The 22692-nt window shown below is 63.0% G+C and carries 17 protein-coding genes; 2 read left to right on the top strand and 15 right to left on the bottom strand.

The annotated features are described in order from the left end of the window. Positions 1 to 175: 175 nt before the first annotated feature. The gene (locus tag VFH65_RS15950) at positions 176 to 3133 is read left to right on the top strand and encodes a heterodisulfide reductase-related iron-sulfur binding cluster (protein ID WP_353322727.1); all 2958 of its coding nucleotides are present in this window, start codon (positions 176 to 178) and stop codon (positions 3131 to 3133) included. Positions 3134 to 3166: 33 nt separating this feature from the next. Further along, a complete protein-coding gene (locus tag VFH65_RS15945) occupies positions 3167 to 4444 on the top strand; it encodes a pyridoxal phosphate-dependent aminotransferase (protein ID WP_414688434.1) in 1278 nt (425 codons plus the stop codon). On the opposite strand, the gene VFH65_RS15940 is transcribed toward VFH65_RS15945, so the two are convergent. Genes VFH65_RS15940 through VFH65_RS15870 form a run of 15 tightly spaced genes read right to left on the bottom strand, consistent with a single transcriptional unit; the run spans position 4441 to position 22103 of the window. Further along, positions 4441 to 5172: a glycoside hydrolase family 16 protein gene (locus tag VFH65_RS15940; protein ID WP_353322723.1), complete on the bottom strand. Its 732-nt coding sequence runs from the start codon at positions 5170 to 5172 to the stop codon at positions 4441 to 4443. The genes VFH65_RS15945 and VFH65_RS15940 overlap by 4 nt on opposite strands. 13 nt (positions 5173 to 5185) lie before the next feature. Continuing rightward, positions 5186 to 5962: an alpha/beta hydrolase gene (locus tag VFH65_RS15935; RefSeq protein WP_353322721.1), complete on the bottom strand. Its 777-nt coding sequence runs from the start codon at positions 5960 to 5962 to the stop codon at positions 5186 to 5188. Beyond that, on the bottom strand, positions 5959 to 7260 hold the full coding sequence (locus VFH65_RS15930) for a lipopolysaccharide biosynthesis protein (RefSeq protein ID WP_353322719.1): 1302 nt from the start codon (positions 7258 to 7260) through the stop codon (positions 5959 to 5961). Before VFH65_RS15930 ends, VFH65_RS15935 begins: the two co-directional genes overlap by 4 nt. Then, positions 7257 to 8180, bottom strand: coding sequence for a glycosyltransferase (locus tag VFH65_RS15925; protein WP_353322717.1), 924 nt, complete (start codon positions 8178 to 8180; stop codon positions 7257 to 7259). Before VFH65_RS15925 ends, VFH65_RS15930 begins: the two co-directional genes overlap by 4 nt. Positions 8181 to 8205: 25 nt before the next feature. After that, positions 8206 to 9369 (bottom strand): glycosyltransferase family 4 protein, encoded by a 1164-nt coding sequence (locus tag VFH65_RS15920; protein ID WP_353322715.1) that lies wholly within the window; start codon positions 9367 to 9369, stop codon positions 8206 to 8208. Beyond that, complete coding sequence (locus VFH65_RS15915; protein ID WP_353322714.1) at positions 9366 to 10583, bottom strand: hypothetical protein; 1218 nt, start codon at positions 10581 to 10583, stop codon at positions 9366 to 9368. The genes VFH65_RS15920 and VFH65_RS15915 overlap by 4 nt, the downstream gene beginning before the upstream one ends. A 4-nt stretch (positions 10584 to 10587) precedes the next feature. Next, positions 10588 to 12315 (bottom strand): hypothetical protein, encoded by a 1728-nt coding sequence (locus tag VFH65_RS15910; RefSeq protein WP_353322713.1) that lies wholly within the window; start codon positions 12313 to 12315, stop codon positions 10588 to 10590. A gap of 1 nt (position 12316) precedes the next feature. Further along, positions 12317 to 15202 (bottom strand): glycosyltransferase, encoded by a 2886-nt coding sequence (locus VFH65_RS15905; protein ID WP_353322711.1) that lies wholly within the window; start codon positions 15200 to 15202, stop codon positions 12317 to 12319. Further along, the gene (locus VFH65_RS15900) at positions 15199 to 16113 is read right to left on the bottom strand and encodes a glycosyltransferase family 2 protein (protein ID WP_353322710.1); all 915 of its coding nucleotides are present in this window, start codon (positions 16111 to 16113) and stop codon (positions 15199 to 15201) included. The genes VFH65_RS15905 and VFH65_RS15900 overlap by 4 nt, the downstream gene beginning before the upstream one ends. Before the next feature lie 10 nt (positions 16114 to 16123). After that, complete coding sequence (locus tag VFH65_RS15895) at positions 16124 to 17356, bottom strand: class I SAM-dependent methyltransferase (protein ID WP_353322708.1); 1233 nt, start codon at positions 17354 to 17356, stop codon at positions 16124 to 16126. Between the two features lie 9 nt (positions 17357 to 17365). Continuing rightward, the gene (gene rfbF / locus VFH65_RS15890) at positions 17366 to 18145 is read right to left on the bottom strand and encodes a glucose-1-phosphate cytidylyltransferase (protein ID WP_353322706.1); all 780 of its coding nucleotides are present in this window, start codon (positions 18143 to 18145) and stop codon (positions 17366 to 17368) included. Beyond that, positions 18142 to 19278 (bottom strand): DegT/DnrJ/EryC1/StrS family aminotransferase, encoded by a 1137-nt coding sequence (locus tag VFH65_RS15885; RefSeq protein WP_353322704.1) that lies wholly within the window; start codon positions 19276 to 19278, stop codon positions 18142 to 18144. Before VFH65_RS15885 ends, rfbF begins: the two co-directional genes overlap by 4 nt. After that, positions 19275 to 20339 carry an NAD-dependent epimerase/dehydratase family protein gene (locus VFH65_RS15880; protein WP_353322702.1) on the bottom strand — a complete coding sequence of 355 codons (1065 nt, stop codon included), beginning with the start codon at positions 20337 to 20339 and terminating at the stop codon, positions 19275 to 19277. Before VFH65_RS15880 ends, VFH65_RS15885 begins: the two co-directional genes overlap by 4 nt. Next, positions 20336 to 21280 (bottom strand): hypothetical protein, encoded by a 945-nt coding sequence (locus tag VFH65_RS15875; protein ID WP_353322701.1) that lies wholly within the window; start codon positions 21278 to 21280, stop codon positions 20336 to 20338. The genes VFH65_RS15880 and VFH65_RS15875 overlap by 4 nt, the downstream gene beginning before the upstream one ends. Positions 21281 to 21284: 4 nt before the next feature. Further along, positions 21285 to 22103 (bottom strand): glycosyltransferase family 2 protein, encoded by an 819-nt coding sequence (locus VFH65_RS15870; protein ID WP_353322699.1) that lies wholly within the window; start codon positions 22101 to 22103, stop codon positions 21285 to 21287. Between the last annotated feature and the right edge of the window lie 589 nt (positions 22104 to 22692).

Genomic DNA, 22692 nt, shown 5'->3' with positions numbered 1-22692 from the left:
GAGGCACTGGCACCGGGACCGGAGGGGCCACGACGACCCCCGAGGTCTAGTAAGGGCAGCCTTCGTAGCGGTCTTTCCCGGCGAGATGCAACTATGAGCAGGCATCGAGCGGAAGTTACCGATGAGTAACATTCATTAAGTTACTCTCGAGTAACTTAGAAACGGGAGGCACGCGGTGGAAACCCAGATGCTGATCAGGATCGTCGTGGTGGTCCTGATGCTCGCTGTCGTCGGCGTATTCGCCCTCAAGCGAGTCCTCTTTCTGACCAACCTGATCCGGTCGGGCGCCAAGACCAGCGTCGAGAACAACCGCAAGGACAACCTCGGCAAACGCATCACCACACAGTTCGAGGAGGTCTTCGGGCAAACCCGGCTCCTGCGCTGGTCGATCCCCGGCATCGCGCACTTCTTCACGATGTGGGGCTTCTTCATCCTCGGGTCTGTCTACCTCGAGGCATTCGGCCTGCTGTTCATCCACGACTTCGCCATCCCCTTTGTCGGCCACTGGGACGCGTTGGGCTTCCTACAGGACTTCTTCGCCGTCGCCGTGCTGGCCGGCATCGCCACCTTCGCCGTGATCCGCATCGTGCGCGAGCCCAAGAAGCACGGCCGCGACTCCAGGTTCTACGGATCGCACACCGGTGGCGCCTGGCTGATCCTGTTCATGATCTTCAACGTCATCTGGACCTACGCCCTGGTGCGAGGTGCGGCGGTGAACACCGAGACCCTGCCGTACGGCAACGGCGCCTTCTTCTCGCAGTTGATGGGCTGGGTCATGCACCCGCTGGGTCACACCGCCAACGAGTGGATCGAAACCATCGCGCTGCTGATGCACATCGGCGTGGCGCTGGTGTTCCTGTTGATCGTGCTGCATTCCAAGCACCTGCACATCGGCCTGGCGCCCATCAACGTCACGTTTAAGCGGCTGCCCAACGGCCTTGGCCCGCTGTTGCCGGTGGAGTCCAACGGCGTCCCGATCGACTTCGAGGATCCCGCCGAGGACGCGGTGCTCGGCCGCGGCAAGATCGAGGACTTCACGTGGAAGGGCTACCTGGACTTCACCACGTGTACCGAGTGTGGTCGCTGCCAGTCGCAATGCCCGGCGTGGAACACCGGAAAGCCGTTGTCACCCAAGCTCGTGATCATGAACCTGCGCGACCACCTGTTCGCGAAGGCGCCCTACATCCTTGGCGACAAGGAGACCCCGCTCGAGAACACGCCACAAGGCGGGCTCGGCGAGGAACTCGGCGGCGAGAAGCACGACGAGGAACACCACGTCCCCGAGTCCGGCTTCGAGCGAATCATGGGCTCGGGTCCGGAGCAGGCCACGCGGCCGCTGGTCGGCACCCTCGAACAGGGCGGCGTGATCGACCCCGACGTGCTGTGGTCATGCACCACCTGCGGTGCGTGCGTGGAGCAGTGCCCCGTCGACATCGAGCACATCGACCACATCGTCGACATGCGCCGCTACCAGGTCATGATGGAGTCCGAGTTCCCGGGAGAACTCGGTGTGCTGTTCAAAAACCTTGAGAACAAAGGTAATCCGTGGGGCCAGAACGCCAAGGACCGCACCAACTGGATTGACGAGGTCGACTTCGACGTGCCGGTATTCGGCAAGGACGTCGATTCCTTCGAAGGCTACGAGTACCTGTTCTGGGTCGGTTGCGCCGGCGCCTACGAGGACCGGGCCAAAAAGACCACCAAGGCTGTCGCCGAGCTGCTGGCCATCGCCGGCGTGAAGTATCTGGTGCTCGGTGAGGGCGAGACCTGCAACGGTGATTCGGCGCGACGCTCGGGCAACGAGTTCCTGTTCCAGCAGCTGGCCGCACAGAACGTCGAGACGCTCAACGATCTGTTCGAAGGCGTCGAGCGGGTGGACCGCAAGGTCGTCGTCACGTGCCCGCACTGCTTCAACACGCTGGGCCGCGAGTACCCGCAGGTGGGCGGCAATTACACGGTCCTGCACCACACCCAGTTGCTGAACCGGCTGATCCGGGACAAGAAGCTGGTGCCGGTCAAGTCCGTCGACGGCAACGGCAGCGGCCCTGGCGAAATCACCTACCACGACCCGTGCTATCTCGGCAGGCACAACAAGGTCTACGAAGCGCCGCGTGAGCTGATCGGCGCATCCGGTGCGACGCTGACCGAAATGCCGCGCCACGCCGACCGCGGCCTGTGCTGCGGCGCGGGCGGTGCGCGCATGTGGATGGAAGAGCACATCGGCAAGCGCGTCAACCAGGAACGCGTCGAGGAGGCGCTGGACACCGGCGCCAGCAAGATCGCCACCGGCTGCCCGTTCTGCCGCGTGATGATCACCGACGGTGTCGACGACGTCGCCGCCGCCCGTGACGTGGAGAAGGCCGAGGTCCTCGACGTCGCGCAGCTGTTGTTGGGCTCGCTGGACACGAGTTCGGTCACGCTGCCCGAAAAGGGCACGGCCGCCAAGGTTGCCGAAGAGCGCGCCGCCAAGGTCGAAGCTGCGCCGAAGGCCGAGGCTGCACCGGCGGAGGCGGCGCCGGCCGAGGCCAAGACCGCTGAGGCCGCACCCGCTGAGACCAAGCCGGTGACCGGACTCGGTATCGCCGGGGGCGCCAAGCGTCCCGGCGCCAAGAAGGCCGCCCCAGCCGCCCCCGCCGAGCCGGCCGAAAAGCCCGCGGCGGCTGCACCACCTGCCAAGGGACTCGGAATTGCCGCAGGCGCCAAACGTCCTGGCACCAAGAAGGCCGCGCCAGCCGCCCAGGCTCCTGCTGAGCCGGCCAAGGCCGAGCCTGCCAAGGCGGAACCCGTCAAGGGACTTGGTATCGCCGCAGGCGCACGGCGTCCGGGAGCCAAAAAAGCAACGGCGCCAACGGCTTCCGCTGAACCAGCAGCGACGGCCGCCGAGCCTGCGTCCACCGCGACCGAGCCGGCCTCAACCGCCACCGAACCACCGGTGAAGGGGCTCGGCATCGCGCCGGGCGCGCGCCGGCCGGGCGCGAAGAAGACGGCGGCACCGGCGCAACCCGCTCCTGCCCCGGCTGCGACAGAACCCGAGACACAGCCCGAGGCAAATGAGGGCAACGGCGAGACTTCGGCGCCACCCGTCAAGGGCCTGGGCATCGCGAAGGGCGCACGTCCACCGGGCAAACGCTGACTCCTGGCAAAACAAGTGGACGGCAATGAGACCATGGGTGATGTGACTACCCACCAGATGCCGTGGCACAGCACCGGACATCACCCGCGGCAGCGCACGTTCACGCAGTCTTCGAAGCTGCAGGACGTCCTGTACGAGATCCGTGGGCCCGTGCACGAGCACGCGTCGCGGCTGGAGGCCGAAGGTCACCGCATCCTCAAACTGAACATCGGCAACCCCGCGCCGTTCGGGTTCGAGGCGCCCGATGTGATCATGCGCGACATCATCCAGGCGCTGCCCAACGCGCAGGGGTACTCGGATTCCAAGGGCATCCTGTCGGCACGGCGTGCGGTGTTCACCCGCTACGAACTGGTGGATGGCTTTCCGCGATTCGACATCGACGATGTCTATCTTGGCAACGGCGTTTCCGAGCTGATCACGATGACGCTGCAGGCGCTGCTCGACAACGGCGACCAGGTGTTGATCCCTGCGCCCGACTACCCGCTGTGGACCGCATCGACGTCCCTGGCCGGTGGCACTCCGGTGCACTACCTGTGCGACGAGACCCAGGGCTGGCAGCCCGACATCGCCGACCTCGAATCAAAGATCACCGACCGCACCAAGGCGCTCGTCGTGATCAACCCGAACAATCCGACCGGCGCGGTATACAGCCGCGAAATCCTCGAGCAGATGGCCAATCTCGCGCGCAAGCATCAACTGCTGCTACTGGCCGACGAGATCTACGACAAGATCCTCTACGACGACGCCAAGCACATCGCGATGGCCTCGGTGGCACCCGACGTACTGACGCTGACGTTCAACGGGCTGTCGAAGGCCTACCGCGTCGCCGGATACCGCTCGGGGTGGCTGGTCATCACTGGCCCCAAAGAACACGCAAGCAGCTTCATCGAGGGCATCAGCCTGCTCGCCAACATGCGACTGTGCCCAAATGTCCCCGCGCAGTATGCGATTCAGGTTGCGCTCGGCGGGCATCAGAGCATCGAAGACCTGGTGCTGCCGGGAGGTCGACTGCTCGAACAGCGTGACGTGGCGTGGACCAAGCTCAACGAGATCCCCGGGGTGTCGTGTGTGAAGCCCGAAGGCGCGCTCTACACCTTCCCGCGGCTCGATCCCGAGGTCTACGACATCGAGGACGACGAGCAGCTGGTGCTCGATCTGCTGCTGCAGGAAAAGATTCTGGTCACCCAGGGCACCGGCTTCAACTGGCCGACACCGGATCACCTGCGCATCGTGACGCTGCCCTGGTCACGTGACCTGGCCAATGCCATCGAACGATTGGGCAACTTCCTGTCGAGTTATCGCCAGGCCTAGATCGCGAACTGCTGCACCCAGTCGACCATCAGCTGCCCTCCTTGGCTGGTGTCACCGCCGAAATTGTCGAGCTGAATGCACAGATGCATCGAGCGCGGCGGGAAGTGGGCGGTGTTCGTCGTGGACCACCACGGCCGGCCGTCGACGTAATAGACAATCCGGTCGGGTGTCCATTCGACCGCCCAGCTGTGCCACTGCGTGGCGTCGATCACGACACCGCCGCCTTCGCGCCGATCGTCGGGGCCGTAGTGAAGCCAACCTTCGACGGACTGGCGTGCGGGGTCGGTGATCTCCATGAAGTCGATCTCGCCTCCAACTGGCCAGTCCTCGGCATCGGGCCACAACAGCAGCACCGGATGGTAGGTCGCGGCACCGGCCGACGACCTCGCACATACCTCCCACCGGCCGTAGTGCTGCCCAGAGTTTTGCCCCATGCCGCCGGAATTGCCTGCTGCATCACCGGTTATGGTCAGCACGCCATCTGAGACGGATACCGCGGCAGGTGTGCGCCTGCCATTGCCGGCATGCCCCGGCCCGTCGTAGACGTTCCAGCCTGCAAGCGACGAGAAGTCCGACGTCACGTTTGGCGAGCCCCAGTTGTTCGCTGCGGCAGCGGTTGTGCCGCAACTACCGCCCGGTTCGGCCTGCGCGTTCACGGCCGGGCATGCGCACGACTGGACGGTGACGAGGCAAGCAAGCAGCGCAACGACGGGGCCATGACGGCGCACCCTCCTGGAACCTTCACGATTTGGCATCGGACTCCAATTGCGTGAACCACTTCACGATGTCGTCTCCCTGAATACATGACCGATCGAGATGCGGACCTGTGCAGGACACGATCGAGATGTCGGCGACCGGACCGAAGCGGGCCTGGAATGCCAGCGCGTTGACGTCGGTCGAGACAAGCGAATCTTCGGGCGTCGCATATATTCTCACCTTCTTTCCGCGGAACTCCTGCGGTGGCAGGCCGATCGGGTCGACTGCCTCGCTGGAATCGCCGGGGAAACTCGAAGCGATGGCCTCGCGGTGATCGGCAGGCGGGTTGGCAAGATTGAGCACCGGGCTGATCGCGGCGAGTCCTAAGACCTGTGGCGGGTCGCCCGATGCCAGCAGGTTGGCCGCCGCGATGGCGCCCATCGACTCGGCAAGCAGGTAGACATTCTCGACGCGGTAGTGCTCCACCGCCTGCTTGGCAAGTTCACGGTAATTCCGTTGCGACGCTGGATTTCCGTACGCGTCCCCGCCGGCATTGCTGGCGATCACAGCGAAACCCGCGTTCACCAGATCGTCCGTCAATTCCTTGTGCGCGTCATCGGCGATCAGCGAGCCCTCGTGGCTGTCCAGGCCATGAAAGAAGACCACCACCGCCCTTGGAGTCACATCCCTGGCGACAATCCCGAGAGTGGGCTGGCCGTCGACCGAGACCCGCATGTAGTCGAGTTCCGTTGGGGGCTGCGGCGAACATGCGGCGACTGCCGTCACGGCGAGAACGCCCGCAATCGTCATGCGTACGGTCATTGGTGGACGACCTTCTCACCCGATCGCGCGCGGCGAATCCACAACATGACAGGACCGATCAGGACGGCAGCCGCTGCCGTCTCCGCAGCGAGGCACGCCCACCCCACGCCAGAAACTCCGGCTGTCCGCGTGAGGATCAGCGAGCCACCCACGATCACAACCGTTGCCACGCAGCGCACCAACAGCAGCAACCGCAGTCTGCGCTGCAGGCGCGCAAATCCCTCATAAACGGCGGTCACCGCCGCCAGCGGCACGAAGACGGCGGCGAGGTACAGCAGGCCCTGGCCCTCGCTGCGATACTCCGCACCGACGACACTCAGCATCGTCGGAGCAACGACCGCGAGACCGATGCTTCCCATGCAGGTCACCACCATCAGCGTGCGCAGCATCCGCCAGGTCAGCGAGATCACCTTGCCCGGATTGGCCGCGGCCTCAGCCACATACGGGCTGACGATGAGGTCCAGCGTGACGTAGAGCGCGATGATGATCGCCCATGACACGGCGAAGTACGCGTTCGCCTCGGCGCCGACCTGCGTCAGGACGATCAGCGGTACGGCCAGATTTCCGACGGCCCAGCAGGCGGTAATGCCGAATGATGATCCGAAGTATGACCAGAGTTGTTGGCGGGGAGGCAGGTTCGGGATCCCAAGGAATCTGGGGTTTGAGCGGGAACGCCGGTCGAGTGCAAACAGAAGGTAGAGCGCAATCACCGCCGCGGTCACACCCCATGCGAGAACGATCGACACCGCGGCACCGGTCCACGCCAGCGCCAGGACGGCGATCAGCTTGCCCATCGAGTGGATGGCGTTCTTCGCCGCTGACCAGCGGGCCACCCCGAGACCGGCTGTCGCCTTGTCCTGCAGTGTGAATACCGCAAGCACCATCACCAGGATCGGATAACTCGCCATCTCCCAACCGGATTCGAACATCGATTCTCTCGGTCCGAACACCACCAGCGCGGTACCTGCCAGTGCCGCAACAACTGCCACCAGCAGGAAACCGTGCTTGAGCAGTGATCGAGCGTGGGTGCCCGATACCGGCAAGAAGCGTTCATAGATCGTGTCGAGGCTCAGAATCGACAAGAACGACAACATCACCGCGGAGTTGATCTGCGCTGCTGCGATACCGACCTCTTTCGCTGGGAACAACCGGGCGGCGGCGACCCAGAACACGAGCCCGAGTGCTCCCGTGACCACATTGGCAACGATCAGAGCGTGCGTGTTGAGGCGAAGGTTGCGTTCCGCAGAATGCTCGCCATCAGTGTTCGTCGGCTTGGACTGCGCCGCGTCCAGAGTCATCGGCGGGCCAATCGCTCTACACCGGAAGGTTCTTCGGTGATACGGCGACGGCGCCACGATGCGCGCGCTGCACTGAGGAGATAGAGCAAGCTGCGCCTGACCTGCATGTCGTAGCACCTGACGCGGCCGACGATGCGATCGATCAAGGTGATCTGCCAGCGCGCATCGACGGCGATCCTGCGCGCGAATTCGATCTGCTGACCGAGTTGCGAACGCGCCGACATCAACGCGGTCGTGGTGCCGCTGGCGATGCGAAACGATGCGAGAACCCGTGGTATACCGACGAAGTCGCCACCGCGCAACAGACGGACCCATAGGTCCATCTCCATTACGAACGGCAGATCTCCGACAAAGCCACCACATCGGTCGAAGTCGGTTCGTCTGAACATCGCCACCACCGGCGACCCGATGGGATTACTGCCGCTGCGGACTATCTCTTTGGCCACACGCTGCGCCGAATGCCTGCCCGCGATTCTCGCGACCCCACGCGCGCGTCGGAGCAGTTTCCCTTCATCGTCGATGAAATCCGTTCGGACGGCCACAAGCGCAACGTCGGGGTTGGTCGCGAGAACTTCACACTGTGCCGCAATGCAGTCCGGCTCGAGTGTGTCGTCTGCGCATACCAGCTTCACGAACTCGCCGCGGCTTTGCCCCACCGCATAGTTGAAGTTGTCGACCATCGGTAGCGTCGATTCGTTGCGGATCACCCGCACCCGATCATCGGCCAACTTCGCGAGGATCTCGCGGGTGCCGTCGGAGCTGTTGTTGTCGACGACGACAACCTCGAGGTCGAGGTCGGCGTAGTCCTGCGCCAGCACGCTGTCGATTGTCGTCTGCAAATGGCGTTCGGCCTGGAACGCGGGAATGCAGATCGAGACCGTCCTGCGTGAATTCGGCTCGGATTTTACAGAATTGGCCATCGCGTGACTCCCGTCTGACATGCGTTCACCCCGCGGCGATCTGTCGGTACAGCGATACAACTTTGTGCGCTCGGATTTCGGCGCTGTAGGACCTTCTGACCCGGGCTCGTCCCGCCCGCGCAATCTGTTCGCGAAGCCGCGGATCGTGAGCGAGCCGTTGCAGAACTTCGGCGTATCCGCACGGATCACCAGGAGTAACGAGCATTCCGGTCTTGCCGTGGGCGATGAACTCGCGAGGGCCTCCAGCCGAACTCGCCACGACGGGTACCCGGCACGCCTGCGCCTCCAGCAGGATCAATCCGAAAGGCTCCTCGACAGACGGGCAGACGAGCACATCAGTCGACCGCAGCACGCCAGGAACGTCGTCAACCTCAGGCAGCATCCGGAAGGCGCCGGGCAGCAGTTCCTCACCCAATGCTCTGAGTTCGTCCCGGTATGCGCCGCTGTCCTTGCTCGGCGCGCCGACCAGCGCGAGATGCAGGTCCGCGCCTGACTCGCGGGCCATGGCGACCGCGCGGACCAGAACATGCAGGTTCTTCTCCGGGTCGATTCGTCCGATCGCGGCTACCAGGGTGCAGTCAGGTTCGGAAGTGAGCATCCGTCGCCACTGATCCGGCATAGCACCTGCGTCGAATCGGTCGATGTTGATGCCCTGTGGAATCACCACGACGCGGCTCCTGGCCCACGACGGAAGCTGATTCTTGACTGCGGAGCTGACCGCGATCGCCCGGCCGGACAGCCGCACCGCCAGACCCATCATCACGCGGCCGACTCCGGGGGCGACGATATCGTGCAGCTCCAACACCGACGGCGTGCGCGTGATCAGACCGGCGACAGCGCAGTCGAAATGCGTGATGAGGCAGCCCGATTGGATGATGTCGGGACGGACGGCCCGGGTGGCGTTGACGATTCGGCGGATCGCGAGCAGAGTCCGGTACGGCAGGCGCGACAATTCTGCGAAGCTGTGGTAACCCTGGCCTGTATGCGGCCGAAAGCCACGCCGTTCGGGCAGAGTGATCACATGGAACGGCAGCCCGAGATCACGCCACCGCTGCTCGAGCGAGCGTCCCCCGCCGGCCGCCAACGTCATCTCGACGTCGACTTCCGGTAGTTTCGCGGCAAGATTCAGCAGGCTGTGCTCGGTGCCGAGCACCTCGGCAGCTTCGGTTACCGCAAGGACGCGAATCATGGGCTCCCACTTGGTTCGTAAAGGAGCCCGATCGGGGGTGAAGCTACGAGCCGCAGTGCTTGCTCCACCTTTGCAGCGTCGATGACGTTGTCATGGAAAGACGCATTGATCCATGTGACCGAAGACATCTGGGTCATCAGGAAGGTCAAGCCGCCTGGCCCATCGGGTTCCACGCTGCCCGCGACGACCATCTGACTGTCGGACAGGAACGGAAGGTCGTCGTACTCCGGTGAGGCGAGCCCGCTGAAGGTCACCCGGATAGCGGCGTCGGGGTCAATCGAGTTGACTGCCGCGGTTCTGGCACGGCCGCTGCGCAGGGAGGAGAGCATTTGGGTGGCGAGTGGTCGGCCCGAGTGCACGCTCGCCTTCATGGTCTTCGCGACCTGCGCCGTCGTCATCTCCGGTCCCACTTGCATGGGTACACCGGCGAGGAAGTTGCCATCGATGAACCGCCAGCCGAGATACCGGCGCAGGTCGACGACGACGTTGACCTCGCGACTGACTTTCAGGCCGACCGCCCTCAGCGCCCTCAGCAGTAACCCGATTTGTACCGCATATCGGTTAGGACCATTTTCTGACTTGCCCGAGAGGGAGTTCATCTCGTCGAACTCGGAGTGCTTGATCGGGATCGCAATGGTGCGCCGGGACGGTGACCAAGCATGTGATGCGGCGTGTTGGACCGGCTCCTTGGGAAAGCGGTCGGCCACCGCCGCCCTGATGAGGGACGGATGGCGGCCGAAGGTCATACACGCCGCCGCGGCCAACGGAGAGCGGCCTGTGGGTTGAGCCGGCCAAGGACGGATCTCTGAAGTCATCGCGGTATGCGCGACCGCTGTAAGGATGGTGTTGAAGATGCGGCCGTCGCCGATCCCGTGAGACATCTTGAGCCCCAGGTATTTCGGAAATCGGATGAGCGACAGCGGCGGGTCCAGAGATGCATCCCTGACGATGGCATCCAGTACACCCCCGACCGAAAGGTCCTCGGACCAGCCCGCTTCGGTCACAATCGATTCGGCTGTTCGGGTCGGCCGCCAACGCCGTCCCGTCGCGTCCAGGCACCAGTTGAGGCGACTGTGCGGATACCGATCCACCAGTGCGGCAACCGCATCGCGGACCTGATCGGTCGACGGCATCGCGAACGGACCGATCAGCGCGCCCACGTACGCGCCGAGCCATGGCCGGTCACGCCGCTGTACCACTGTCGTTGCATCCATCGGATCAGCTGACGATCACTCGATGGAGATAGACGGTTATGCCCTGCTCGTCGTAGACCAGTTGCCAATCGGGATCGCTCTTGACGCGGCGTTCGAGGTTCGGCAACGCGTCCAGCGGCAGGACCCCGTAGTACCAGCAGTACAACCGTGCCTGGTCGGTGAACAACAGGTAGGTCGACGCATTTGTTCGTTGTGAGACCGCGTGACGGAACTTCTCGTAGTCCGCGTCGGTCGAGAAGTCCATCAACACCAGGTCCGAGATGTCGATCATCGAGCCGTCGAAACCCTTGTCGAACCGCGCGAAGTCGACGTATCGCCACGAACTTCGTTCCGGCCAAACGGGCGCTATCGCAGTGATATAGCCGGGGAACTCGGCTTGGTCCAGCAGTTGTCTGGATCCTTCCACTTGCTCCTTGGGCATGATGTTCGCGAACCACGATCCGGTGTTTCCCTGCACGGACAAGGCGGTGAGGACCGAAAGGACCGCAACCGCGCCAACGAACGTCGCCACACCACGCCGCAGTGCCGCAACGCAGGCGGGCGCGATGACGATCGAACATCCGATCACTGAGTACAAGAAGACCCGGAATATCGCTTCGTTCCCGTAGCCCTGACCTCCGAGAATCACGATCGGGCTGAAGGCAAGCACGCCAAGCGCCCAGAACGGCTGCTTTCTTCGCCAGCGGATCAACAGTACGGCCGCGGTCATCAACCACATGGAGCAAGTGAGGACTCTTACTCCAAGACTTGTGAGTTGTTGACCGGCCACGCCGACCGCCGGAATGTTCGACTTGGCGTTCTCGGAGATGTCGAATGACAGCAGGCCGTATCCGCTTACTTCGTTCCAGTTGTACAGCAGGAAGCCAAACAGTAAGGCGGTCAAGGGAAAGACGACCCACCACGGCTTGAATTTGCGGCTGACAACCAACACCCCGATCACCAGAAGGATCCAGTATGGGGTCAGCTGGTGGGTAATGGTCGCGGCCGCGAACAGGATGATCAACAGCCACGTTCCGACCGGCCGCTCACGCGCGAGGCCGATCAGTGCGATGATGCCCGCGGTCAGCAGCATCGTCGTCGCCTGCGGTGAATAGTAGTCCTGCTCAACCCAATTGAGAGTTGCCGCCAGGAATGTCGCGGTGATGGCTGCCAGCGGCGGCAATCCCCACGCCCGCGCTGCCGCGTACACGATCATGGCGAACCCGAGGTGGAAGAAGATCGTGAACCAGTGTGCGATCGACAGGGGTGGCACGCCCGTCAGATCGGAGAACCACGCCGTGAGCGCGAACAGCCCGGGCCACCCGTTGTAGACGTCGACGCCTCGAGCCAACGCTTCGGTGTGCTGAAGGTAATCGACCACGCCGAGATGCTTGTAAGTCCATGCGTACATGGGGTAATCGGTCGCCATTGATCGCGGTAGTCGTTGCACGACGATCATCAGGATCGTGGCGGCTGCGGCGGCGCTGAAGTTGGCCTGCCGAATCGCGATGACGAGTCCCGCTACGGCCAGCAGGATCGAAAGGCCGTAGGCCGGTGATGCGCCTGCAATAAGACCCCACTGCGTGGCAGTAGCGGACCGCAATGTCGTTGCGCCATAGCAGAATGCGGCAAGCCCCACGCCGAGTACCAGCCAGGGCGACCAGGTGCGGACGCGTGATGCAGGGGGGGCTACGTCACGCGTCCGCGGATTCGGGACCTGGGTGTCGGTGATCGAGTGCAAACTGATAGTCATGTCAGGCCGCCGCGCTTTCGATGCGAGCCAGCGGGCGCATACGTAGCAGACCGCCCAGCGCCGTCGCCGTTGCCAAACCAGTCAGAACCCAGCCCGGACTGTAGACACCCAGCATGAGCAGTGTCGCAACGGTGAGCAGGCATATCGCCAGACTGACGACTGGTACGAGCGCGGCGAGGGCATAGCTGGGCAGCTGCGTGTACCAGGACAGCAGTAGGCTGCCAGGGCCGACGAGCACGAATGCGCCAATCACCAACGCCTGCAAGGGCCTCGGTAGTGTCTGCGCTGCACCGAGCGCACCTATCAGGCCGATGACGACAGCCGTTATCGACAGTCCCGCCGCTCGAAGCCGGTGTCGAGGTTCGCCCAGTGTCGCCGGGCGGCGCAGCGGCGTGGCCATTCGGCCGGACATGCGACTGCGCAGCAGAGACCATGGCCCGTGCAGTACGCCGCTGAGCTCACGACGATTCAGCCCATCCAGCGACGCGCCAGAATGATCGTCAGGATCGGAGTCCACCACCGTGATCGCTCGCAGGTGACGGATCCCCTTGACGGAGCGGCTGATAACCATTGCCAGCGTCTTCGGGCGCAGCAGTAGTTTGAATATCCAGGCGCCGAGGCCGAGCCCGTAGTTGTATATCTGCACATTCAGCTCGTCCACGCTGCGTCGATGCCGGTGCCAGACGACGGCGGAGGGTTCCCTGGCCAGTTCATGACCTGCCATCACGATGCGGACGAACATGTCGATGTCCTCGCCGCCACCGGCCGGTGATCCGACCCCAAGCCCCTCGTCGAACCCACCGAGATCGATGACGACGTCCTTGCGAACAGCGAAGTTCGCGCCCGTTCCGTAATCGGCGACCCTCAATGGGAACAACGGATCGTCCTTTGGCGGGTCGGCAAGGCTGTAGATCGCAGGCTCACAATCGCCTGCCCAGCCGACGCGGCGATCGAAGTACGATTGCGCGGGCGTCAACACCTCGGCGCTCGGGACCATGCCGCACACACAAGACACGCGGTCAGACCGCGCGAAGCCCACAGCCAGTCCCCTCAACCACCGATGGTCGACGATCACGTCGTCGTCGGTGAACGCCACTATGTCGTACCTGGCGTTCTTGACGCCCGCGTTGCGGGCGATCGACAGGCCTGCGGCAGGCGCGTCCACCCGTCGAACCGTTCCCGAGGGAAACGCATCGACGATCGGTCGGGTCAGGCCACTGCCCGGATTGTTGTCGACAACGAGGATCTCGAAGGTCGGATAGTCAAGGGCGATCAGGCCCTCCAAGGCGTCACGTAGTTGAAGGGGCCGATCCTTCGTGCACAGCACCACTGAGATCGGCGGCAGATCGACCTCCGGCTCGTCAGCGGCTCCGGGCAACGCGGCCATTGCGGTAAGAAGCTCACCTACATCCACCGCGCCGTCGTCGACGGCGAGCTCGGCAGAACCGCGCACCTGGTCCTTGCTCCAGACCAACAACCGGGCGCGGCGAAAACCGCTGCCGCCGTGCAGGATCAGACGATCACCGGCTACGTCGGCTTCATCCACCTGGCCGACCCAGACCGCGTCTCGCCACGGTATGCCACCCTGTTCCAGTCGACGATGTTTGGCCATCTCGTTCTCGACTTTCCCCCGGTCCCCCGCACGCCGGCGGGTGACGATGATGTGTGCAGCCGCACCGGCACTGAGCACGGACTGTGCGACGAGCAATGCGAACGCCCCGCCGAGCGCGCCATAACTGCCGGCCATGGCGGGAATGAGGGCAAAAAAGAGCGTCGCGGTGACGACGTTCAAGGCCAACAGCGCCTTCATATTTCGCCGCGCCAACTGCATCGCGGCCCACACCATGTACAGCACCCGCACGACGGAGCCTGCGCACAACAATGCAATGACGCCGGATGCCCCCATCGCGCCGTACTCGGGATTGAGCAGCGTCAGTGCGATCGGGGCGGCCACTGCTATCAGAGCGGCCGCGGCCGTCACCAAGGCCGCGGTCCTGATGAGGACCGGTCGGGCCACCGCCCACGTGTGCACTGATGCGCCAGATGCGTGTACGACGAGGGATACCCCCATCGCGGCGCCGATCAAGTCCAGCGCCTGGACGACCGACAGAGACAGCGCAAACAGCGCGCCCTGACTCGGTCCACCGAACGCGGTGACGAGGAAGGGGGACAACAGCAGAACGCCGAGACTCAACCCAACCGATGCCACCGAGCTGACGACGAGCCGATTGAACTCCCCGAACGATCGTGGTGCTGGCAGCCGAGTGGTCGGCAGGTCGTCGGCGATGAGGCTCCGCCGAATCATCGGGGCCAGGACAAGCACCACGACGCCCGCAGACACCACAGTTGCCAATTCGAGGCTGTGCCATCCAGCAGCGACGACCAACACGGGCAGCAGCACGATCTTGCCCAAGCTCGCTGCCACGTTCGCCGGCGGCAGCCAGCCCGCCCTGCACAGCGCCGCAAGCGTCGAGTTCTGCAGTACGAACGCCGACCATGCCACAACGCCCACTGCCACCAGCACACCGACGGTGATTGACCCACGAACCTCATCGAGGAATACGGTTGTTCCGAAAGCGGCCACGACGCCAGAGATTCCGGCCGAGACGTAGAACACCCGTTGGCCGTGCCGATACAGGGGCGCAGTCGCCGAGCCGGCGGCAGGCAGCAGCGCTGTGTAGGCATTGCCGATGCCTGAGCCGATGACGAGCCCGACGGCGACGATCACCGCAAGCACAGCCGTCATGACTCCGAGCTGCTCGGGCGCGAACAGCTTCGCCGCGAGCACCCAAAATGCCACGCCCAGCACCACATTGGCGGCTGATGACGTGGCGATCGAACCGGCGTCGCGGTAAAGACGCTTGTAGCCGCCGAACGGCGCGGTCATGTCGACCTCGTCACGACGTGCCCAACAAGGTACCCGCATCCCGCGCTGGCAAGGCCGAGCAGCATCACCATGCCCTGCATGCCGTGCGCCGGCCGAAGCGAGCCAAGCCGGCGCACCACCGCACGCACGATTCTCTCTGCGTGGTCACGCTCGGCGTCGAGGACCGACGCGACAGCAAGCATCTTCCGCATCTGCGCCTTTCCCAATCCCTCCGAATAGCAGCGAGAGATGAAGAACCGCAACGATGTTCGTGCTGGTGGCACATCGTGATAGATGACGGCAGACGGCACGTACATCCACTGCCCTCCGGTCGTCGATGCCAGCCGGATGCAAAGGTCGGTGTCCTCAGGCCGCGATACCGATCCACGTTTGCCGAACCCGCTGTCAAACCCGCCGACCTGCCGGAATGGCGACGTCCGAACGGCCATGTTGCCGGACCAGACATTGCGAATTTTCGACGTCGTCGTTGGGAGTCCTTCATAAGCCGCCCCGACGGTCCACGCGAACTCGTCGGGAAACCACGAGGGCTTTCCGCCGAGCCAGGTGGCCTCGTACTTGCCGCCGGTACCGATGACCTCTGGACCGGAGAACGGCTGGGTCAGCTCGAACAACCAGTTCGGATCCGCCTCCTCGTCATCGTCGATGAATGCCGTGTAGGTCGTTTCGACAATCTCCACGCCCCGGTTGCGTGTGGCCGACGCGCCGGGTTCACCGCGGTGAAGGATGACAGTGATCCAGTCGAACCGACTCCGCAGGTCGTCGGCCAGCGTCTCGTTGTTGTCGACGGCGACGATCACGCTGCGGGGTTGCAGCGTCTGGGATTTCAGCGAATTGAGCGCCGCCTCGATGCTGCCGATGCGTTCTTCCGTGTAACACGCCATCACCACCGAGATGTCGTAGCAGTCCCTCATTGCGAACCGTTCACTCCACGACGGCAAGCTCAGGGATCGGGATGACGAACTTCCCTCCCCACTCGCGAATGTAGGACATCTCCTCGACAATTTCGTCCCGCAGGTTCCACGGGAGGATCACCAAGTAGTCGGGCCGCGTTTGGCGAATGTGGTCGGGAGCGAAGATCGGCAGATGGGTGCCCGGCAGGAACCGGCCCTGCTTGTGGGGGCTTCGATCGACGGTGTACTGCAGTAGGTCGGTTCCGATACCGCAGTAGTTGAGCAGCGTGTTCCCCTTGGCCGGTGCACCGTATGCGACGGCGGAGCGACCATGGTCATGTGCGTCGATGAGAAACGTTACGAGCGCACGCTTTACGCGCTTCACCCGTTCGGGGTAAGCCACATAGCCTTCCAGTCGGTCGAGCCCGCTTGCGCGTTCGATCTGTATCAACTCCGAAACCCTGCGCGTTGTCGGGTGCCCCGCGTAGTCGGCGTGGCACGCGTAGATCCGCAATGACCCGCCATGCGTCGAAAGTTGTTCTACGTCAAACACGCGAAGGCCATGGTCCGCGAACAGGCGGGCAACTGTCGTCAAGGAAAAGTAGGAGAAATGCTCGTGATATATCGTGTCGAACTGGTTGAATTCGATCAATTCGAGCAGATGCGGGAATTCCAGGGTCATCAAGCCGTCGGGCGCCACCACAATCGACATCCCCTTGACGAAGTCGTTGAGGTCAGGGACGTGCGCGAGAACATTGTTGCCGATCAGCAGGTCGGCACGAATTTCCTCATTGACGAGTTCCTTCGCCAAGGATGTTCCAAAGAACGCCACCATGGTTTTTATGCCGCGGTCACGAGCAGCGGCGGCAACGTTTTTCGCGGGCTCGATACCCATACTGGGAATGCCTGCATCGTTGAAATACTGCAGCAGATAGCCGTCGTTGCTCGCGATCTCTATCACCTGGCTGTCGCCATCGAGCTGGAAGCGGTCGATGACGTCTTCAACATAGGTGCGCGCGTGATCCAGCCAGCTCTGCGAATACGAAGAGAAATAGAGATAATCGCCGAAGATAGCCTCAGGGGATTCAAACTCGGCAAGCTGGACCAGGAAGCAGTTCAAGCACACATAGGCATGGAGTGGATAAAAGACCTCGCGACGATTCAGGTCGGCTTCGGTCAGGTACGAATTTGCCAGCGGCGTCATTCCCAAATCGCAGAAAGACTGTCGCAGGGGCGTGCTGCATTGACGGCACAACGAGTCCATTACTAACCCCTATACGATTTCGGAAGGCCAGGTGCGCCACGGCGCCTTATTGTTTTCCCACAGCTCATTGAGATAAATCTTGTCCCACATGGTGTCCATTCCCCGCCAGAAACCGTGGTGCTGATAGGCGGTTAGTTCACCGTCTGAGGCCAGCCGCTGCAGCGGCGCCTGCTCGAACACGGTCTCGTCGCCGTCGATGTAGTCGAGGATCGATGGCGACGCGACGAAGAAACCGCCGTTCACCCAGCCGCTTTCGCCTTGCGGCTTCTCCTGGAACTGCACCCGGTCCTCGTCGAACTGGAGAGTGCCGTATCGGCCAGGTGGCTGGACCGCGGTCACGGTCGCGATGGATCCCGTGGTCCGGTGAAAGTCGATGACATTGCGGACATCCAAGTCGGTGACGCCGTCACCGTAGGTGAACGTGAACACGTCGTCACCGATGTGCTCCCTGGCCCGCAGCAGTCGTCCGCCGGTCATCGTGTCCGCACCCGTTTCGAGCAGTGTGACGGTCCATGGTTCGGTTTTCGATTGCAGGGTGTTGATGGTGTCCGATGCCAAGTCGATCGTGACATCCGACATGTGCAGGAAGTAGTTGGCGAAATACTCTTTGATCATGTAGCCCTTGTAGCCAAGCAGCACAATGAAATCCGTGATGCCGGCCGCAGAGTAGATCTTCATGATGTGCCAGAGGACCGGGCGTCCGCCGATTTCGACCATCGGCTTCGGCCGCGTCTGCGACTCTTCGCTTATCCGGGTTCCACGTCCGCCTGCGAGAATGACAGCCTTCATCGGGACTCCTTGCTGAGCAGGAACATTCGCAGCAGGTCACATACCCGGCTGACTTGTGCTTCGGTAAGGCTGAGTGCAGACGGCAGATTGATCGACCGCTGCGCGAGGTCGTACGCGACCACGTTTTGCGCTGCTGCGCGCACGGATTCGCCGAATTCGGCGAACGCAGGCAGTGAGCTCAGCGGTGGCAAGAATGGCCGGGTATCCACGCCGTGTTCGTCGAACAGTCCCATCAGCTCACGGGTGGACAGGCCATAGGTCCGGTCGAGGACGACGGTGGTCATCCAGAATGTGCTCGTGACGCCGGGCTGGCGGGGGTTCAGTCCGACGCCGGGTATGTCGCCGAGCCGGTCCTCATACCACTGGAAAATCTGCTGCTTCTTGCCGACGAGCTCATCGATGCGAGCCAACTGCGCCCTGCCGAATGCCGCCTGCAAGCTACTCATCCGGTACTTGTATGCGATCTCGCTGGTGACAAAGAATTTGAGGTCCGCTGAGGTACGTCCGTGGTCGCGCAGTCGTGCGGTTCTCTCGGCGAGGTCGGGGCGACTCGTCACGACCATCCCGCCCTCACCGGTGGTCATTGTCTTTGTGCCGTGGAAGCTGAAAGTGCCGATGTCGCCCAATGTTCCGGCCGGGCGATCGAACATCTTCGCGCCAACGGCTTGCGCGGCGTCTTCGATCACCGGGATCCCGTCGGCGATGAGATCGATGGCTTCCATATCGGGCAGTCCGCCGTAGAGATCGACGGTGACAATGGCCTTGGTGCGCGAACTGATCCGTTTCTCAAGCGATTCGGCCGACATGCACCAGGTCTTGGCGTCGATATCGGCGAACACCGGGATGGCCCCGAGGTACTTGATGGGCGCCGCGGTCGCCACCCATGTCGACTCCGGCACGATGACTTCGTCACCGGGTCCGACGTCGAGTGCGGCCATCGCCAGATGCAACGCGGAGGTACCGTGCGGCACTGCAGCGGCGAAGGTGCTGCCAAGGTATTCCGCGAACTCGGATTCGAACAACCCGACCGATCTGCCTGCGTTGCCATACCAGTCTTCGCGGGCGGCTTCGGCGACGTAGCGTATCTCGAGATCAGTGACCGATGGACCCGCGATCGGAATTCGGTCGTTCATGCGGGCTGCCTCTGGCCCATCGACACATCCCGCGGAGAACGGATCCAGCGCAGGTCGCCGTCGAGCTCGCCATCGTCGAGGCGTTGTCGAATGGTACGGAGCCGGTAGAAAGTGGGCGCTTCGAACGCGGCACGTGACAGCCCGCCACCAGCGAACGCCGCCCAGAGTTGTTCGATCCCGCGGCGAAGCGTCCACTCTGGTCGATACCCGGGAAGTTCGCTTTCGATCTTGCCGAAGTCGACCCGGTAGTCGCGGGCATCCGCCGTGGCGCCCGCGCCGTACTGCACATCGCATCTGTTGACGACTTCGCCGACAGTGGCTGCGATGGCGCGGACCTGATAGTTCTCGCCGATCCGCCCGACGTTGAACGCCTGGTTGTGGATGGATCGCGTCGGCGCGTCGAGAGCTCTTGCGAAGGCCTGCGCGACGTCGAGAATATGCACAAGGGGCCGCCACGGGGTGCCGTCGCTCTGCAGAATCAGCGTTCCGGTGGTTGCGGCATAACCGACAAGGTTGTTCACGACGATGTCAGCGCGCAGCCGCCGGGAAAGCCCGTACACCGTGGCGTTGCGCAAAAACACTGGCGAGAAGTCACTGTCGGCCAGCTCTGAGACTTGCTTCTCCACAAGAACTTTCGTTCGCCCATACGGAGTCACGGGGCGCAAGGGCGCCTGCTCGTCGAGCTCGGTGTCGCCACCTTGGCCGTAGAGGCTGCACGATGACGAGTAGATGAAGCGGCTGACGCCCGCGGCCTTGGCCGCCTCGGCGAGCCGCACTGACGCATGCAGGTTGATGTCGTAGGTCAGTCCGGGATTGAGATCCGACAGCGGATCATTCGACAATGCCGCCAGATGCACGACGGCATCAAAGCCAACCAGATGCGCGGGCGTGACGTCCCGCAGGTCGACATCCAACGCGGGCAGTGGTTCCGGCGTTGTCGAAAAGTCGCATCCTGCGAAAAAGTTCGTGTCCAACCCGACCACCTCGTGGCCGAGGCGCTGGAGCACAGGCGTCATCTCCACGCCGAGGTAGCCCAGATGTCCCGTAACGAGAACTCTCATCGCCGATCCGCTCCGAAGTTCAACACCGATGGGTCGAAAACGAGCACGCCGTCGGCGCTGCCGTCGTGGTCGTATTGCTTGATCACGTGCTCGGGAAGCGGATCCAGGTTGTCGGTACGCCGAAAGTCGCGCAACGAAGTGCCGGTCGAGTCCGAATCAACGTTCTCTGGACCGCGTTTGGCGGCGAGATCATCGATGTTCACTGTGCGGAAGTCGAAACTGAACCGGGCCTCGCGCGTGGTGTTCGGCACGGTGGCGTGTAGCTGCGCGGCGGAGAACGACAGAATCGACGCCACTTCGCTGACAATTCGGACCTCACGGCCCGGTCCGCGTCCGTTGCTCAGCCGGGGGTGTGGTCGAGGATCGTCCTTGGTGTACTGCGCCGCGTCCCGCCGTGAGGTCCGGTTCCATTCATACGCGTCGAATTTGCGGCTGGTGTTCTTTGTCGGCTGCTGCCAGAACTCCGGGTGAAACGCCATGCAGCTATTCGCGGTGACTCCGCGAACCGGTACCCACCAGTTGTTCTGGGACTGTGGCGCGGAGTACCAAACATCCCGATGTGGCGTGTAGTTGTAGCCCAATCCCGCATTGAGGTAGGACGCCGGCGGAACCACGCGCAGCTTGGGGACATCGAAGTACGTGCGCGTCACGTCTGCGCCCAGATCGGTCAAGATGTGGCGCAACAACTCCTTTGAAGCCGAGCTGTGCGTGAATTGGGTCTTCAGCGGGGCGAGGATCTCGACATACTCCTCGACCGGAAGCTCTTCGTGGGCTATGAGCGGGTCGAGGCCACTGAAAGCCTCGACAATCATCTGCCATGCGAACTCCGCGAAGTCGGCCACCGTATCGCGGGGGGACATACAGAACACTTCGCCCGCGTAGATCCGTGAACGTCGTTCCGCGTCACTGATTTTCGACTGGGTGGAGATGACGAACGCCATCGGTTCACTCCTTTCCGCTACGGGTGTTGATCGACGGCGGTAGTACTCGCGACGGTTCGCCGCGGCGGCGGCCACGCAGTACCGTGCTCAGGACCCGCCTGCCGTCACGGATTGCACGCAGGTTGGATTTTCCTGCGCGGCGGGGCAGCTCGAGGCTGGGGACTTCGGCGACTCGTAGCCCGGCCTGGATCGCGCGAACGGTCATCTCTGCTTCGATTTCAAAGCCGGTCGCCGTGAGCTCGAGGTGGTCGAGGTAGCGGCGATGAAAGGCGCAGAATCCGTAGCACAGATCCGTGAGGTCAGATCCGTACAAGGAGTTGAAGACTGCCAGCAGGAAACGGTTTCCGAGTCGCCTGAACCGGGTGATGTCCAGGGAACCGCCGCCGCCGATGAATCGGGACCCCTTGACGAAGTCGTATCCGTTGGCAAGGAAGTGCAGGTAGTGCCGTATCTCCTGGGGCGCCATGCTGCCGTCGGCGTCCATCATCACGATGATGTCGCCGGTCGCGGCCAGAAATCCCGTCCGAAGCGCGGAGCCCTTGCCGACGCCCGTCTGACGAACCACCTTGATATCTGGCCGCAGGCTGCGCGCTGTGATCAGCGTCGCGTCGGTCGAGTCGCCGTCGACGAGGATGATCTCGTTGACGTCATCGGCGACCTGCTCCAGCACCCAGGCGATGTTGCGCGCTTCATTGCGTGCCGGGATGACAAGGCTGACGGTCGGTGGGTGGTGTTTGGTGGCCACCGAACCGTGGTGCGGCCCATGTGATGGAACCGCCAACGCCTCGGCACCGCTTCCGTTCGAAAGAACTAGACCGGCCATCTACCCGACTCCAATCTCTTTTGAAGAGTCCGTGTTTGTTTGCACTTGACTGCCGGCGGCCATCGCCGGGGTTAGCGACCTTGAGCGGTCGATGGGGGGACGGCAAATTTCATGTTCGTTCATCGCTACGGGCCGCCGCTGCGACCGGTTTGCGCGTTTCTCTGCAGATCTAGCAACGTTCATCGTTGATCTAACCGCGTCCAGAGTCTGCGTACCGATTCCCTCCATGGTCGAGAAGTTTAAGACCATTCGGCTGTTTAGCAACCCTTGCACAAGCTTTGGGTCTTCGATATTTGCAAACGCAAGGACCTCTGGACCTCAGGTAATACGGTGAAATCGCAGGTCACACATCCTTCACTTCGCAAAGCTGAGGCTACCCATAGCAAGGATCTCCCCCGCCGGATGGCAGACGGGCGCTTGGGGGCAGTAACGCGATCCGGCAAAGAAGTGAGGTCACCAATCAAATTGACGGTGTTTTGATGGGCGCGGGCCGCATCTCGTTCCGTGCGCAACGGAGTGGGGAGCGCGGGCGACTTCGCCAAGCGATTACTGACCTGTAACCAGACGTTTGCCTAGGTTTTGGTGGCGC

It is taken from the genome of Mycobacterium sp., from assembly GCF_035697385.1.
Classification (GTDB): Bacteria; Actinomycetota; Actinomycetes; order Mycobacteriales; family Mycobacteriaceae; genus Mycobacterium.
This window is presented reverse-complemented; position numbering and strand designations above follow the sequence as displayed.

Bases quoted from the DNA above. Each gene is read 5' to 3' on its own strand.
- VFH65_RS15880 (WP_353322702.1), bottom strand. From the start codon at position 20,339: ATGAGAGTTCTCGTTACGGGACATCTGGGCTACCTCGGCGTGGAGATG.
- VFH65_RS15895 (WP_353322708.1), bottom strand. From the start codon at position 17,356: ATGGACTCGTTGTGCCGTCAATGCAGCACGCCCCTGCGACAGTCTTTC.
- VFH65_RS15930 (WP_353322719.1), bottom strand. From the start codon at position 7,260: ATGACTCTGGACGCGGCGCAGTCCAAGCCGACGAACACTGATGGCGAG.
- VFH65_RS15920 (WP_353322715.1), bottom strand. From the start codon at position 9,369: ATGATTCGCGTCCTTGCGGTAACCGAAGCTGCCGAGGTGCTCGGCACC.
- VFH65_RS15885 (WP_353322704.1), bottom strand. From the start codon at position 19,278: ATGAACGACCGAATTCCGATCGCGGGTCCATCGGTCACTGATCTCGAG.
- VFH65_RS15935 (WP_353322721.1), bottom strand. From the start codon at position 5,962: ATGACCGTACGCATGACGATTGCGGGCGTTCTCGCCGTGACGGCAGTC.
- VFH65_RS15870 (WP_353322699.1), bottom strand. From the start codon at position 22,103: ATGGCCGGTCTAGTTCTTTCGAACGGAAGCGGTGCCGAGGCGTTGGCG.
- VFH65_RS15925 (WP_353322717.1), bottom strand. From the start codon at position 8,180: ATGGCCAATTCTGTAAAATCCGAGCCGAATTCACGCAGGACGGTCTCG.
- VFH65_RS15910 (WP_353322713.1), bottom strand. From the start codon at position 12,315: ATGACTATCAGTTTGCACTCGATCACCGACACCCAGGTCCCGAATCCG.
- VFH65_RS15915 (WP_353322714.1), bottom strand. From the start codon at position 10,583: ATGGATGCAACGACAGTGGTACAGCGGCGTGACCGGCCATGGCTCGGC.
- VFH65_RS15945 (WP_414688434.1), top strand. From the start codon at position 3,167: ATGGGTGATGTGACTACCCACCAGATGCCGTGGCACAGCACCGGACAT.
- VFH65_RS15900 (WP_353322710.1), bottom strand. From the start codon at position 16,113: ATGAGGGACTGCTACGACATCTCGGTGGTGATGGCGTGTTACACGGAA.
- VFH65_RS15905 (WP_353322711.1), bottom strand. From the start codon at position 15,202: ATGACCGCGCCGTTCGGCGGCTACAAGCGTCTTTACCGCGACGCCGGT.
- VFH65_RS15875 (WP_353322701.1), bottom strand. From the start codon at position 21,280: ATGGCGTTCGTCATCTCCACCCAGTCGAAAATCAGTGACGCGGAACGA.
- rfbF (WP_353322706.1), bottom strand. From the start codon at position 18,145: ATGAAGGCTGTCATTCTCGCAGGCGGACGTGGAACCCGGATAAGCGAA.